Raw genomic sequence first — 14,551 nt, forward strand, 5'->3', positions numbered from 1 at the left:
CTGAAACAAGCCGACGAGGCGGGAGTGTCCTCTCCCCGCCGCAAAGGCACATGACGAGACCCGGCGGGATCCGAGGCGAGAGTGTGGCGGCGGGCAGCGGACCCGCCGATCAGCGTAGGTGAATCCCCACCCGCACGACACCCCTTCGTGTTAGCTCGTCAGCCGTCGCAACCGCACCCACGCAGGCAGCAACGCACGTCGCCACCCTGTCGCACTCTGGAGCGTCAGGGGCCGCGTGGGGCATTTTGGTTTCACGTGAAACACCGTCGGCGCCTCACGACGGATACGTGGGCGCCAACTTTCAACCATGCTCAGGCAGCCGTGAGCTCTCGCTGCGCCTTCACGAGAAGGCGAACCTCCATTCATGACTCGTCGGCCTCACGCTCCTGCACACGCCCCAGGAAACAACAGCCGGATCGGGACTCCACGGCGCACAGAAACAGCTCACCCCGATAGAAGACCGCGAGGTCGAGAAACCCAGTGCTCCGGGTGCTCAGCACCCCGGACTCCATCACTGACCCGTCGCGGACACCACGGGCAACGCGGCGCCCAGCTCAGCGAGCTCAGCGCACAGTTCACCTGCCTGGCCCGAACGCGTGCCGCGCGGCGCACGCGTCGAGAGTCCCACAGCACGCAACGAACCACGACCGACGGGGCACGACGTGAAACCCGAGCCGCGAGCTGAGATTCGCGACGCACGCATAGAGCCGCAAGGCCCGACGAGTGCCGGCACGCGACCCACAACCGCCGACCCGAAGCCCAAGAATCGGACCCGCAGTATTCTCGTGAAGAGCAATGAGGTAGCCGCGACGGCTGACGACACATCTCCATGCCATCCCGTGGCGCGAGAGGCGCACGTACTCAGCGCGGGTGCTCCGCTTCAGCGATCCAGCCCCCGACCGACCACCGCGACGTCGGGCGCTTCACTGTCACACCAGACGAAGAGGCGAGGGCCACGTCCCTGCGCAGGCCCGGAGCACAAAGCACGCGACCCAACCGGAACGTTAATCGCTGTAGCCCACCGGCGGCCTCCGCATCCCACGCAAGGACGGGAACCCTCGCACACTCTGCACCCGCGAGAACGAGTAGCGCAGGCGAGCAATGCCGCCGCATCCCACCCCATGCATCGCGAAGCCACACGCCACACCGATAAACAGAAATAAATACCAGATCAAACGGCTTTTATCGCCGACGTCAGCGTGAAACGGTCGCGGACAACACCCTCGTCGGTTCGTCGAGCACGCCCTCGCCGACGATCTCGACCGTCACGTCTTCCAGACCGAACTTGCGGATCTGCTTCGCCGCGGCGTCGACCTCTGCCGCGACGTTCGCTCCCTTGAGGAAGACCAGCTTCCCCCGGGGTCGGACGAGGGGAGCGGTGAACGGGAGCAGGGTGCGCAGCGCGCTCACCGCGCGGGCCGTGGCCACGTCGAAGACGCGTCCGCCCGTCCACTCCTCGCCACGCATGCGCGCAACGGTGACGTTCGACAGCTCTAGCTCGGCCACCTGCTCCGTGAGCCACGCAGTCCGTCGCTCCATGGGCTCGATGAGCGTCCACTCCACATCGGGCCGTGCGATCGCCAGCACCAGACCCGGAAGGCCGGCACCGGAGCCCACGTCGACGGACCGTCCGTGGAAATACGGCGCCGCGATGGCGCTGTTCAGGATGTGACGCGTCCACAGGCGCGGTACTTCGAGCGGGCCGATGAGGCCCCTCTCTTCACCGTGTCGCGCGAGGTTCTCGGTGAACCGACGCGCTCGATCGATGTTGTCGCCGAAGAGCGACGCCGCGACGGCCGGCTCGGTCTCGAGCTGCTCCGACATCTCGACGTTCAGCCGCGACGCAGCACGGTGTGACGGTCGGCGCCCTCACCGAACGACTCGGAGGAGTACCCACGGTCGGCCGCGATGTCGTGCACGAGCTTCCGCTCGTAGCTCGACATGGCGGGCAGCGACGCCTGCGAGGCGCCCTCGTCGAGACGGGCGATCGCACGGTCGACGAGGGTCTCCAGCTGACGCTGGCGGGCATCCCGCGAGCCGCCGATGTCGAGGATCAGGCGCGAGAAGCGCCCCGTCGCGTTTTGAACGGCCAGCCGCGTGAGCTCCTGCAGCGCCTGCACGGTGTCGGGGTGCGACAGGCTGCCGAGAGCCTCGGCGTCCTCCGCCTCGACCGAGACGTACGCGCGTCCCGCGCGCACATCGAGCGCCAGATCGCCATCGATGTCGGCGATGTCGAGGAGACCCTCGAGGTAGTCGGCGGCGATGTCGCCCTCCTGCTCGAGCTGCTCCTCAGTGGCGGCGGTCTGGTCGGGGGCGATCTGATCGGACGTCGTCATCGTGATCTCCGGGTCTCAGGAGGCGGGGGAGGAGCCGGGGCTACCCGCGGGACCGCCCGCGGCTCCGGTTTTCTTGGCGGACTGCTGCTTCTTCGCGCGCTGCTTGCCGACGGGCTGCTGACGCTTCGGGGCCGCGGCGCGCGCACGCTCCGCCTCCTCGAGAAGACGCTGCTGCTCGGCCTGGTACTTCTCGATCGCCACGACCTTGCCCGACGAGTCGATGGCCTTGCCCTTGCGTGCGAGTCGCTCCTCGCGGGCCTTCGCCGCGTCCGAGCCGGGGGTGGGCATCTCGCGGATGACCACGAACTGCTGAACCATCGTCCACAGGTTGCTGACGAACCAGTAGATGACGACACCGAGCGGGAAGAAGACGCCCGAGAAGATGAACGCCAGCGGCAGGATGTAGAGCATGATCTTCTGCATCTGGTACGCCTGACCGGTCTTGGCCTCAGGCGACAGGTTCTTCGAGATGATCTGCAGCTGGGTGAAGAACTGCGACCCGATCATCAGTACGACCAGGGTCAGGAGGATCGCGACGGTGACCTGCCCATCGGGCTGGCTCCACGCGGTGACCAGGTTCACGTGCATGGATGCCACGTCGAAGAGGCGCGCGTCGTAGAACTCGGTCGTGAGTTCGGGGGTCAGCAGCCCCACTCCGCCGACGCCGCTCGCCGCGTGCTTCGACACGTCGTTGAGCACGCTGAACAGCGCGAAGAAGATCGGCATCTGCACGAGCAGAGGCAGGCAGCTGGAAACCGGCGTGGTGCCATGCTTCTTGTACAGCGCCATCGTCTCGCGGCTCATCGCCTCGCGGGAGAGCTGGTCGCGCTTGCCCCTGTACTTCTCCTGCACCTTGCGGAGCTCGGGGGCGATCTCCATCATCTTCCGCTGGCTCTTGATCTGCTTCACAAAGAGCGGGATCAGAGCCGCGCGGACGATCAGGACGAGGCCGACGATGGACAGCACCCACGTGAGGCCGGCGGCCGGAGCCATGCCGAGGGCCGTGAACAGCGCGTGCCAGCCCACGAGCACGAGCTCGACCGCCCATTTCAGCGGCCAGAGGATGGTCCCAATGAGATCGAATTGCACGATCAGTCCTTTCGGGCGGGCACGACGAAACCGTGCCGAGTGAGTTCGTGGCGGAAGGCCCGGTGAGGACGGACGTCGTCGATGCCACCCTGAGCCCAGGGATGACACCGTGCGAGACGGGCCGCGGTCAACGCGATGCCCTTCACGAGTCCGTGCTGCTGCACGGCGCCCACCGAATAGGCGGAGCAGGACGGGTAGTACTTGCACACGTCGCCGTAGACGTGCGAGATCGTGGCGCGATAGCCGTGCAGGAGCGCGAGCCCCGCGTTCCGCGGGAGCAGGGGCACGGATGCCAGGACGGCGTCCGCCCGGAGTCGGCCGGTGCCCGTCGACGAGGTCGGGAGTGTCGAAGCGCTCATGCTGACGCTTTTCGTTCGAGGCACCTCACCACGTCGGCGCGAAGGGTCGCGTAGTCGATCGTGGCGGCGGAGGGAAGTGCACGGATGACGATCGAGGCGCCCCCGCGTATGGACGGGAGCGCCTCGGCGCACACCGCCTTGAGGCGGCGGCGGATGGTGTTGCGGGTGACGGCGGAGCCGACCTGTCGGCTCACGATGAAGCCGAATCGCGGGGCGTCGGTACTGACCTCGGCCGACGAGCCGACGTAGGTGATCGTGTGCGCTCCGGCACAACGAGAACCCCGTCGGACTGTGGCTTTGTAGTCCGATCCGCGGGTGAGTCGGTTCGGCTTCGCGAGCACCGGGTCTGTCAGGCCGAGAGCTCGGTACGGCCCTTGGCGCGACGCGCCGAGAGGATGCTGCGGCCGGCACGCGTGCGCATGCGGGCGCGGAAGCCGTGCTTCTTGGCGCGGCGGCGGTTGTTGGGCTGGAAGGTGCGCTTGCTCATGGGTCACTCCGGAGGTGGTGTCGCCCGATGCTCTTCTGCCGGGGACGGGGTCGGGACTGCCGTATAGGCATAAGTCAACCGACTAAGGCTACGTCGCGCGCGGCGTTAACTCAAACCGGGGAGGTGACCGCCCATTATCCCCAGGCGTTGTCCACAAGCGTGGCAAAGACACGCGGCCGGGTCTTACAGTGGATTTTGCTCCGCGTGAGCCGCGAACTAGCGTGGCCCCGGAAGTTATCCACAGGTTCGGCGCGACACGTCGATCACCCGTCGCGTCTAGATCCCGGAGGGGATATGTCTTTGCACGAAGTACCGGATGTCCCCGTCTGGTCGGCCGTGCTGGACCATCTTCTCACCGACGACCGCGTGACCCCCCAGCTGCACGGCTTCCTGAACCTCGCGGTTCCGCAGGGCGTGATGGGAGGGACGCTGTACCTCGACGTCCCCAACGATCTGACCGCCGCGCAGTTCAACAAGCGCATGCGGGCGCCGATCATGGAGGCCCTCGCGCAGGTGCAGGGCGAGGATCCGGCCGTCGGGACCTTCCGGGTCGTGGTCAACCCCGATCTGGTCGACACGCCGCGGCCGGCCGCATCGCCCGCATCGGCGGCATCCGACCGCGCTGCGGGACGAGACCGCTCGCAGGCCGCCTCGAGCGGGCCGGCGGTGGAGCAGGCCCCCGATCCCATCGTCCCCGCCTCGCGGAACGACACCCGACTCAATCCGAAGTACACCTTCGACAACTTCGTCATCGGGCAGTCCAACCGCTTCGCCCACGCGGCCGCGGTCGCCGTCGCCGAAGCGCCGGCCAAGGCGTACAACCCCCTCTTCATCTACGGGGATTCGGGGCTCGGCAAGACGCACCTCCTCCACGCGATCGGCGACTACGCCGCGAGCATGTACGCCGGTATCCGCGTCCGGTACGTCTCCAGCGAAGAGTTCACGAACGACTTCATCAACTCAATCGCCAACAACCGCGGCTCGGCGTTCCAAGCGCGATACCGCGACGTCGACATCCTGCTGATCGACGACATCCAGTTCCTCCAGGGTCGAGCCGAGACGCAGGAAGCCTTCTTCCACACGTTCAACACCCTGCACGACCACGACAAGCAGGTCGTGATCACCAGCGACCTGCCGCCGAAGCAGCTGACCGGCTTCGAAGACCGCATGCGCAGCCGCTTCGAGTGGGGTCTCATCACCGACGTGCAGGCCCCCGACCTCGAGACGCGTATCGCGATCCTGCGCAAGAAGGCGCAGAGCGAGCGACTGCTCATCCCCGACGACGTGCTCGAGTACATCGCGACCGTCGTCTCGTCGAACATCCGCGAACTCGAGGGCGCCCTCATCCGCGTCTCGGCGTTCGCGAGCCTGAACCGGTCGACCCTCGACATGTCGCTCGCCCAGACGGTGCTGCGCGACATCATCGATCAAGACGACGCGAACGTCATCTCGCCGACCGACATCATCACGGCGACCGCCCAGTACTTCAAGCTCTCGGTCGACGACCTCTACGGCTCGAGTCGCTCGCAGGCCGTCGCGACGGCGCGTCAGATCGCGATGTACCTGTGCCGTGAGCGGACGAGTCTGTCGTTGCCGAAGATCGGCCAGCTCTTCGGCAACCGCGACCACACCACCGTGATGTACGCCTACAAGAAGATCAGCGACCTCATGAAGGAGCGCCGCTCGATCTTCAACCAGGTCTCGGAGATCACCAGCCAGCTCGGCCGCATGCGCTGAGCGCCCGTCTCCGCGAAGGGTCCGTCCGAGGTTCTCGGACGGACCCTTCGGTCGTTTTCGGCCCTCGACGGAGCTCCTGCCTGCGCTCGACACGATGTTTCAGCGAGTTCTGCACAGTGTGGAAAACCTGTGGATAACTCGGATTTGCTGCGGATGAGATGTGCACGAACGCGTTAACTCTGTGGATGGCGGTGCGAGGCCACCCTCGGCCATCGCTGTTAACTGCCCAGGCTTCCCTCAGCGCGTCCACAGTTAACAACCCTCGCGATCCCTTGTGTTAACACGCGTGTCGAGAGTTATCCACACTGTCCACAGCGGTTAACAAGATGAAGATCATTTCTCGTTGTTAAGAGAGATTCGATGACCTTGCCGTGCGAATCGAGCGACGCGGGCTCCACCGGAACGGGGCACTAGCATGGGTAAGCCATACCCGCCGTCAAGGGAGCGCCCGTGAAGTTCCACGTCAATCGCGATGTGTTCAGCGAAGCCGTCTCGTTCGTGGTCAAGCTCCTGCCTCAGCGCAACCCGCAGCCGATCCTCGCCGGTGTGCTGATCGAGGCCGGAGAGCAGGGACTCACCCTCGCCGCCTTCGACTACGAGGCGTCCGCACGGACGACCATCGAGGCCACGGTCGACGAACCGGGCACGATCCTCGTCCACGGCCGTCTGCTCAGCGACATCGCCAGCCGGCTTCCCAACGCCCCGATCCAGATCGCCGTCGACGACGACGGCATCCTGCTGACGTGCGGCTCGGCGCGATTCACGCTCGCCTCCATGCCCGTCCAGGAATACCCCGCGATCCCCGAGGTCACCGGGGAGTCCGGCCTGGTCCCCGCCGACGAGTTCGCCACGGCGATCGCCCAGGTCGCCTTCGCCGCGTCGCGCGACGACGTCACCCCGGTCCTCACCGGCGTGCAGCTCGAGGTCACCGGAACGCAGCTGAGCCTCGTCGCCACCGACCGCTACCGCGTGGCCCTGCGCGAGATCCCCTGGGACGGCGGGGCCGCGGCATCCGACGAGCCGACCTCCGCGCTCGTCCCCGCCCGCACGCTGCAGGAGGTCGGTAAGACCTTCGCGCACGGCGGCGACATCTCGATCGCGTTCTCGGGCTCGGGAGACCGCGAGATCATCGCGTTCTCGTCGGGCAACAAGACCGTGACCTCGCTGCTCATCAAGGGGAACTTCCCCCCCGTGCGCCGACTGTTCCCCGCCCAGACCGAGCACCACAGCGTCGTGAACACCGCGGATCTCGCCGAAGCCGTCCGACGCGTCGCCCTCGTGCTGGACCGGTCCGCCCCCCTACGTTTCACCTTCGGGGCCGACGGCGTCTCGATGGACGCCTCGGGTACGGAGCAGGCCCGCGCGACCGAGTCCGTCGACGCGACGCTCGTCGGCGACGAGGTGACGTTGGGACTGAACCCCCAATACCTCCTCGAGTCGCTCGGCGCGGTCCGCAGCGAGTTCGCGCGCATCACGTTCACCTCGAGCGACAACGCCAACAAGCTCAGCCCGGTCCTCGTGACCCCGCAGACCTCGGTCGACAAGGGCGGCGAAGGATCGTTCAAGTACCTCCTGCAGCCCAACCTCCTGCTGCGCTGATCGTCGGGCACCCCTCGCCTCGGCTGTGTCGGAGGCGACGGGTAGTCTGACTCGGTGATCGTGGAGCAGCTCGGACTGAAGGACTTCCGCAATTACGCGGGCGCCGATGTCGCGCTCTCCCCGGGAGCCAATCTCTTCGTCGGGCGCAACGGCCAGGGCAAGACGAACCTCGTCGAAGCAGTCGCCTACCTCGCCACCCTCGGTTCGCACCGCGTCTCGAACGACGCACCGATGGTGCGCGACGGAACGGATGCCGCGATCGTGCGCGCACGCCTCGCCCACGGTGAGCGCAGCGTGCTGCTCGAACTGCAGCTCAACCGGCAGGGTGCGAACAAGGCCCGTGTGAACGGCGTGAACGTCCGCACGTCCGAACTCCCGCGGTACGCGCAGGTCGTGCTGTTCGCGCCCGAGGACCTGCAGATCGTCCGCGGCGATCCGTCGGCCCGCCGCCGTTTCGCCGACCAGCTGATCGTTCAGCGGACGCCGCGCATGGCGGCGGTCCTCGGCGACTACGAACGCGTGGTGCGCCAGCGCACCGCGCTGTTGAAGTCCGCGCGCGCTCGAGGCGTGCGCGGCGACGCCCTGAGCACACTCGACGTGTGGGATGAGAAGCTCGTGACCCTCGGCACCGAGGTGATCGAGGCGCGCATGGCATTGGCATCCGATCTGTCGGAGCCGATGGCGCAGGCGTACGCGGCGATCGCCGGGGCCGACCACGCCCCGCGGCTGTCGTGGGCGCTCTCCGTCGGCGGCGGCGATCCCGAGGAGGGGGAGTCCGCGGGCCCGTCTGGTTCTTCCGCTCCCCTGGGGGACCAGTTCCGCGCCGCCCTCGCCTCGCGCCGCAACGCCGAGCTCGAGCGCGGGCTGACGCTCGTCGGTCCGCACCGCGACGACCTCGTGCTCGAAGTGCGCGGGCTGCCGGTGAAGGGCTACGCCTCGCACGGGGAGTCCTGGTCGGTCGCGCTCGGCCTGCGGCTCGCCTCGGCCGAACTGCTGCGGGCGGAATCGCGCCTGGGCGACCCCGTCCTCATCCTCGACGACGTCTTCGCCGAGCTCGACGCGGGCCGCCGGCAGCGCCTGGCCGAGCTCGCGTCGGGCTACGAGCAGGTCATCGTGACGTCCGCGGTCGAAGAGGACGTTCCCGAGGGGCTCCGCGCGCACGTGGTGCGGGTCGACGCGGGTCGCATCGCAGAGGCGCGCGATGAGTGACGAGGGCGAACTCCCCGAGACCATGGCCACGTACCTGCGCTTGCGCGGGCTCGAGCCCTCGCCGTACCGCAAGAAGAAGCGTCGCCGTCGCGTCGACGACGGCGACAACGCCCCCTTCGCACCGGGGCGCGATCCCCGCGGCCTGGGCGACGTGCTGTCGTCGCTGACCCGGTCGGCTGGGTGGGAACCTCAGCTCTCGCGGGAAGATCTGGTGCGCACGTGGGACGAGGTGGCGGGAGCCGACACCGCCGCACATACGCGCCCGGTGGCTCTGGATGCCGGCACGTTGACCGTCCAGGCCGACTCGACCGCGTGGGCCAAGCAGCTCCAATTGATGCGGGCGCACATCCTGTCGGAGATCATCCGCCGCTTCCCCGAGGCGGGAGTCGAGGCCATCCGCTTCGTCGGGCCTGACGTCCCCTCTTGGAAATGGGGGCCCAGAGCCGTTCCAGGCCGCGGTCCGCGCGATACCTACGGTTAGGCCATGGTCGATCCCGGATCGACACGATTTCTCCCCGCGTAGGGGCGTACACGCCATTTCGCGGGCACCCGCGCGGTAAGATGGGGTTTCCGACGAATCGATCTGGAGCGCGCTCACTCATGACGTCCGATAACCCCGACAGCGTTTCCGAGGAACCCGAAGCGACCACCCCCGCGAAGGTTCCCAACGAGTACGGGGCAGACGCCATCCAGGTGCTCGAGGGTCTCGAGGCCGTCCGAAAGCGCCCCGGTATGTACATCGGTTCGACCGGTGAGCGCGGGCTCCACCACCTCGTGCAAGAGATCGTCGACAACTCCGTCGACGAGGCCCTCGCCGGCTACTGCGACACGATCGACGTCACGATCCTCCAGGACGGCGCCGTCCGCGTGGTCGACAACGGTCGCGGCATCCCGGTCGACATGCACCGCACCGAGGGCAAGTCCACGGTCGAGGTCGTCCTCACCGTCCTGCACGCGGGTGGCAAGTTCGGCGGCGGCGGCTACGCGGTCTCGGGTGGTCTGCACGGCGTCGGTTCCTCTGTCGTGAACGCGCTCTCCACGCGCCTCGAGGTCGAGGTGCGTCGCCAGGGTCACGTGTGGCGCCAGTCGTTCCGCGACGGCGGGTCTCCGCTGGCCCCGCTCGAGAAGGGCGAGGAGAGCGATCAGACCGGAACGTCGATCACGTTCTGGCCGGATGCCACGATCTTCGACACCATCGACTTCGACTACGACACGCTGCGCACGCGCTTCCAGCAGATGGCGTTCCTGAACAAGGGACTGCGCATCAGCCTGCGCGACGAGCGCCCGCAGTCCGTCGTCACCGAGGGCGAGCCGGGCGAAGAGGTCACCGAGGCCCGCCACGACTCGTTCCTGTACGAGCGCGGCCTCGTCGACTACGTCGAGCACCTCAACCGCGTGCGCAAGGCCGACGTCGTCAACGACGAGATCATCGAGGTCGAGTCCGAGGACACCGAGCGCAAGATCGCCCTCGAGCTCGCCATGCAGTGGACGACCGCGTACACCGAGAACGTCTTCACCTACGCGAACACCATCAACACGCACGAGGGCGGCACGCACGAAGAGGGCTTCCGCGCCGCGCTGACCACGCTGGTCAACCGCTACGCCCGCGCCAACAACCTCCTCAAAGAGAAGGACGACAACCTCACCGGCGACGACATCCGCGAGGGTCTCACCGCCGTCATCTCGGTGAAGCTGTCCGAGCCCCAATTCGAGGGCCAGACCAAGACGAAGCTCGGCAACACCGAGGCGCGCGCCTTCGTCCAGAAGGTCGTCGGCGACAAGCTGGGCGACTGGTTCGACCGCAACCCCGGCCAGGCGAAGAACATCATCCGCAAGGCGATCGACGCGGCCACCGCGCGCCTGGCCGCGCGCAAGGCGCGTGAGACCGCTCGCCGCAAGAGCGTGTTCGAGTCCGCCGCGATGCCCGACAAGCTCAAGGACTGCACCTCGAAAGACCCGTCGATCAGCGAGATCTTCCTCGTCGAGGGTGACTCCGCCGGCGGTTCGGCCGTGCAGGGCCGCGACCCGCACACGCAGGCGATCCTCGCGCTGCGCGGCAAGATCCTCAACGTCGAGCGCGCTCGCCTCGATCGCGCCCTGGGCAACAAAGAAGTCCAGGCGATGATCCAGGCCTTCGGCACGGGCATCGGCGAAGACTTCGACATGGCGAAGGCGCGGTACCACAAGATCGTGCTCATGGCCGATGCCGACGTCGACGGCCAGCACATCACCACCCTGCTGCTGACCCTGCTGTTCCGGTACATGCGCGGTCTCATCGAGGCGGGCTTCGTCTATCTCGCGCAGCCGCCGCTGTACCGCTTGAAGTGGTCGAACCACCCCCACGAGTACGCCTACAGCGACCGCGAGCGCGACGCGATGCTCGTGGACGGGCAGGCCTCGGGTCGCCGGATCCCCAAAGACAACGGCATCCAGCGCTACAAGGGTCTCGGCGAGATGAACGACCACGAGCTCTGGGAGACCACGATGGACCCCCAGACCCGCACGCTGAAGCAGGTGACGATCGACGACGCGGCCGCGGCCGACGAGATCTTCTCCGTCCTCATGGGCGAAGACGTGGAGTCGCGCCGCAGCTTCATCCAGCGCAACGCCAAAGACGTCCGCTTCCTCGACATCTGATCTCGCCGACGCGAGACACGGCACCGACAGACGACGAACGCACTACGGAACTGAGAAGACATGGCTGACGACACCACGCCCGAGCCCGACGACGTCCGGGGCGAACCGGTGCACGACCACGGCAAGATCGACCAGGTCGACCTGCAGCTCGAGATGCAGCGGAGCTACCTCGACTACGCGATGAGCGTGATCGTCGGTCGCGCGCTGCCCGACGTGCGCGACGGTCTCAAGCCGGTGCACCGCCGTGTGATCTACGGCATGTACGACGGCGGCTTCCGCCCCGACAAGTCGTTCTCGAAGTGCGCGCGCGTCGTCGGCGAGGTGATGGGCCACTACCACCCGCACGGTGACGCCCCCATCTACGACGCCCTCGTGCGCCTCGTGCAGCCGTGGTCGCTGCGGTACCCCCTCGCCCTCGGCCAGGGCAACTTCGGCTCGCCCGGAAACCAGGGGGCGGCCGCCCCCCGCTACACCGAGACGAAGATGGCCCCTCTCGCGCTCGAGATGGTGCGCGACATCGAAGAAGAGACCGTCGACTTCCAGGACAACTACGACGGTCAGACGCAGGAGCCGACGGTCCTGCCGGCGCGCTTCCCGAACCTGCTCGTGAACGGGTCCGTCGGCATCGCCGTCGGTATGGCGACGAACATCCCCCCGCACAACCTCCGTGAGGTCTCGGCCGGAGCGCTGTGGGCCCTCGAGAACCCGGACGCCACCCGCGAGGAGCTGCTCGAGGCGCTCATGCAGCGCATCCCGGGGCCCGACTTCCCGACCCGCGCGCAGATCCTCGGCACGCGCGGCATCAAGGACGCCTACCGCACCGGTCGCGGCTCCATCACGATGCGCGCCGTGGTCAACATCGAGGAGATCCAGGGCCGCACCTGCCTGGTGATCACCGAGCTGCCGTACCAGGTGAACCCCGACAACGTCGCGGTCAAGATCGGCGACCTCGCGCGCGAGGGCAAGATCACCGGTATCGCCGACATCCGCGACGAGACCTCGGGTCGTACGGGCCAGCGCCTCGTCATCGTGCTCAAGCGCGACGCCGTCGCCAAGGTCGTGCTGAACAACCTGTACAAGCACACTCAGCTTCAGGAGAACTTCGGCGCCAACATGCTGGCGATCGTCGACGGGGTGCCGCGCACGCTGTCGCTCGACGGGTTCATCAGCCTGTGGATCGACCACCAGGTCGAGGTCATCGTCCGCCGCACGCGCTACCGCCTGCGCAAGGCGGAGGAGCGCATGCACATCCTGCGCGGCTACCTCAAGGCGCTCGACGCCCTCGACGAGGTCATCGCGCTCATCCGTCGTTCCCCGACGGCCCAGGATGCCAACGAGGGCCTGCAGAAGCTCCTCGACATCGACGAGGTCCAGGCGCAGGCGATCCTCGATATGCAGCTGCGTCGTCTGGCGGCACTCGAACGGCAGAAGATCGTCGACGAGGCCACCGAGCTCGAGGCGCGCATCGCCGACTACAACGACATCCTCGCCACGCCGGCCCGCCAGCGCACGATCATCCGCGACGAGCTCACCGCGATCGTCGACCGCTTCGGCGACGACCGCCGCACCGAGATCCTGCACGGATTCGACGGCGACGTGTCGATCGAAGACCTCATCGCCGAAGAGGAGATGGTGGTCACCGTCACGCGCGACGGTTACATCAAGCGCACGCGCAGCGACAACTACCGTTCCCAGCACCGCGGTGGCAAGGGCGTGAAGGGCGCGCAGCTGCGCGCCGACGACGTCGTCGAGCACTTCTTCGTCACGACGACCCACCACTGGCTGCTGTTCTTCACGAACAAGGGCCGCGTGTACCGCTCGAAGGCCTACGAGGTCCCCGAGGCCGGTCGGGATGCCAAGGGCCAGCACGTCGCGAACCTCCTCGCGCTGCAGCCCGACGAGGAGATCGCCCAGATCCTCGACATCCGCGATTATCAGGTGGCGACGTACCTCGTGCTCGCCACGCGTGGCGGTTTGGTGAAGAAGACCCGCCTCGACGAGTACGACACCAACCGCCAGGGCGGTGTCATCGCGATCAAGCTCCGCGATCAGGGCTCCGAGGAGGGCGGCGACGCCGATCAGGGTGGTGCCGACGAACTCGTGAGCGCACTGCTCGTCGACGAGGGTGACGACATCCTCCTCATCAGCCGGCTGGGGATGTCGCTCCGGTTCTCCGCGACCGACAGCGCTCTGCGCCCGATGGGGCGTTCGACCTCGGGCGTGAAGGGCATGGACTTCCGCGAGGGCGACAGCCTTCTGTCGGCATCCGTCGCCAAGGACGACGAATTCGTCTTCGTCGTCACCGAGGGCGGATACGCCAAGCGCACCGCCGTGACCGAATACCGCATGCAGAACCGCGGCGGTCTGGGCATCAAGGTGGCCCGCCTGACCGACGATCGCGGCGTTCTCGCGGGCGGCATGATGGTGTCCGAGACCGACGAGGTCCTTGTGGTTCTTGCCAGTGGCAAGGTGGTACGCTCCTCCGTGGCCGAGGTGCCTGCCAAGGGTCGCGACACGATGGGTGTCGTTTTCGCCCGTGCAGGAGGCGACGACAAGATCATCGCGATCGCGCGAAATGCCGAGCGCAACCTGGCCGAGACGACGGAGACGACCACGGAGCCCGCCGCGGATGACGCGGACGAGGCCACCGCCTCCACTCCCGAGACCCCCGAGGAAAGTACTGACGCATGAGCACGGTAGCCGACAAACTCGCCAAGAAGTCGACTCACAAGACCCCTGCGAAGCAGGTGCGTCTCCGCCTGGTCTACATCGACTTCTGGTCGGCGGTGAAGCTGTCGTTCCTGGTGGCCGTCGCTCTGGCCATCGTGACGGTCGTGTCGTACTTCCTCATCTACCTGGTGGTCTCGGCGACGCTGCTCACCAAGCTCGACGAGTTCTTCACGAGCTTCACCGACGGCGGTGCGACGCTGTCGCAGTACATCGGTCTGCCGCAGGTCATGGCATTCGCGGCGATCGTGGCCATCCTGAACCTCGTCGTCGTGACGGTCCTCGGTGCGGTGATGGCCGGGATCTACAATCTCGCGGTGAAGGTGACCGGCGGTCTGCTCGTCGGTTTCACCTCGAACTGACGCCGATTC

At 67.2% G+C, this 14,551-nt stretch carries 13 protein-coding genes; 7 read left to right on the forward strand and 6 right to left on the reverse strand.

Features of this window, described 5'->3' with window-relative positions; all coding sequences use genetic code 11:
• Positions 1-1,194 precede the first annotated feature (1,194 nt).
• The 6 genes from rsmG to rpmH are packed head-to-tail and all read right to left on the reverse strand — an operon-like array spanning position 1,195 to position 4,271.
• Positions 1,195-1,824 (reverse strand): 16S rRNA (guanine(527)-N(7))-methyltransferase RsmG, encoded by a 630-nt coding sequence (gene rsmG, locus AB1K56_RS13415; protein ID WP_371206061.1) that lies wholly within the window; start codon positions 1,822-1,824, stop codon positions 1,195-1,197.
• A gap of 8 nt (positions 1,825-1,832) precedes the next feature.
• Positions 1,833-2,336, reverse strand: a complete 504-nt coding sequence (locus AB1K56_RS13420) for a R3H domain-containing nucleic acid-binding protein (protein WP_136586380.1) — start codon at positions 2,334-2,336, stop codon at positions 1,833-1,835.
• A gap of 15 nt (positions 2,337-2,351) precedes the next feature.
• The gene (gene yidC, locus AB1K56_RS13425) at positions 2,352-3,425 is read right to left on the reverse strand and encodes a membrane protein insertase YidC (RefSeq protein WP_371206062.1); all 1,074 of its coding nucleotides are present in this window, start codon (positions 3,423-3,425) and stop codon (positions 2,352-2,354) included.
• Between the two features lie 2 nt (positions 3,426-3,427).
• Entirely contained in the window at positions 3,428-3,784 is a 357-nt protein-coding gene (yidD, locus tag AB1K56_RS13430) for a membrane protein insertion efficiency factor YidD (protein ID WP_371206063.1), read from the reverse strand.
• Positions 3,781-4,125, reverse strand: coding sequence for a ribonuclease P protein component (rnpA, locus tag AB1K56_RS13435; RefSeq protein WP_136586378.1), 345 nt, complete (start codon positions 4,123-4,125; stop codon positions 3,781-3,783). The genes yidD and rnpA overlap by 4 nt, the downstream gene beginning before the upstream one ends.
• An 8-nt stretch (positions 4,126-4,133) precedes the next feature.
• Positions 4,134-4,271, reverse strand: coding sequence for a 50S ribosomal protein L34 (gene rpmH / locus AB1K56_RS13440; RefSeq protein WP_005054680.1), 138 nt, complete (start codon positions 4,269-4,271; stop codon positions 4,134-4,136).
• Positions 4,272-4,688: 417 nt separating this feature from the next.
• On the opposite strand from rpmH, the gene dnaA reads away from it, so the two are divergent.
• The 7 genes from dnaA to AB1K56_RS13475 all read left to right on the forward strand — a co-directional run bounded on the left by dnaA (position 4,689) and on the right by AB1K56_RS13475 (position 14,542).
• Positions 4,689-6,008 carry a chromosomal replication initiator protein DnaA gene (gene dnaA, locus AB1K56_RS13445; protein ID WP_371206197.1) on the forward strand — a complete coding sequence of 440 codons (1,320 nt, stop codon included), beginning with the start codon at positions 4,689-4,691 and terminating at the stop codon, positions 6,006-6,008.
• Between the two features lie 450 nt (positions 6,009-6,458).
• Positions 6,459-7,607, forward strand: coding sequence for a DNA polymerase III subunit beta (dnaN, locus tag AB1K56_RS13450; protein ID WP_371206064.1), 1,149 nt, complete (start codon positions 6,459-6,461; stop codon positions 7,605-7,607).
• A gap of 54 nt (positions 7,608-7,661) precedes the next feature.
• Positions 7,662-8,816, forward strand: coding sequence for a DNA replication/repair protein RecF (gene recF / locus AB1K56_RS13455; protein WP_371206065.1), 1,155 nt, complete (start codon positions 7,662-7,664; stop codon positions 8,814-8,816).
• Entirely contained in the window at positions 8,809-9,297 is a 489-nt protein-coding gene (locus tag AB1K56_RS13460; RefSeq protein WP_136586374.1) for a DUF721 domain-containing protein, read from the forward strand. The genes recF and AB1K56_RS13460 overlap by 8 nt, the downstream gene beginning before the upstream one ends.
• A gap of 119 nt (positions 9,298-9,416) precedes the next feature.
• Positions 9,417-11,453: a DNA topoisomerase (ATP-hydrolyzing) subunit B gene (gyrB, locus tag AB1K56_RS13465; RefSeq protein ID WP_371206066.1), complete on the forward strand. Its 2,037-nt coding sequence runs from the start codon at positions 9,417-9,419 to the stop codon at positions 11,451-11,453.
• Between the two features lie 60 nt (positions 11,454-11,513).
• On the forward strand, positions 11,514-14,144 hold the full coding sequence (gene gyrA, locus AB1K56_RS13470) for a DNA gyrase subunit A (RefSeq protein WP_264629574.1): 2,631 nt from the start codon (positions 11,514-11,516) through the stop codon (positions 14,142-14,144).
• A complete protein-coding gene (locus AB1K56_RS13475) occupies positions 14,141-14,542 on the forward strand; it encodes a DUF3566 domain-containing protein (RefSeq protein WP_136586371.1) in 402 nt (133 codons plus the stop codon). Before gyrA ends, AB1K56_RS13475 begins: the two co-directional genes overlap by 4 nt.
• Positions 14,543-14,551: the final 9 nt, after the last annotated feature.

It is taken from the genome of Microbacterium sp. BWR-S6Y, assembly GCF_041379845.1.
GTDB lineage: Bacteria > Actinomycetota > Actinomycetes > Actinomycetales > Microbacteriaceae > Microbacterium > Microbacterium hydrothermale.

Excerpts from the sequence above, each read along its gene's own strand:
- rsmG (WP_371206061.1), bottom strand. The coding sequence starts at position 1,824 with ATGTCGGAGCAGCTCGAGACCGAGCCGGCCGTCGCGGCGTCGCTCTTC.
- AB1K56_RS13420 (WP_136586380.1), bottom strand. The coding sequence starts at position 2,336 with ATGACGACGTCCGATCAGATCGCCCCCGACCAGACCGCCGCCACTGAG.
- yidD (WP_371206063.1), bottom strand. The coding sequence starts at position 3,784 with ATGAGCGCTTCGACACTCCCGACCTCGTCGACGGGCACCGGCCGACTC.
- rpmH (WP_005054680.1), bottom strand. The coding sequence starts at position 4,271 with ATGAGCAAGCGCACCTTCCAGCCCAACAACCGCCGCCGCGCCAAGAAG.
- dnaA (WP_371206197.1), top strand. The coding sequence starts at position 4,689 with ATGGGAGGGACGCTGTACCTCGACGTCCCCAACGATCTGACCGCCGCG.
- AB1K56_RS13460 (WP_136586374.1), top strand. The coding sequence starts at position 8,809 with ATGAGTGACGAGGGCGAACTCCCCGAGACCATGGCCACGTACCTGCGC.
- gyrB (WP_371206066.1), top strand. The coding sequence starts at position 9,417 with ATGACGTCCGATAACCCCGACAGCGTTTCCGAGGAACCCGAAGCGACC.
- gyrA (WP_264629574.1), top strand. The coding sequence starts at position 11,514 with ATGGCTGACGACACCACGCCCGAGCCCGACGACGTCCGGGGCGAACCG.
- AB1K56_RS13475 (WP_136586371.1), top strand. The coding sequence starts at position 14,141 with ATGAGCACGGTAGCCGACAAACTCGCCAAGAAGTCGACTCACAAGACC.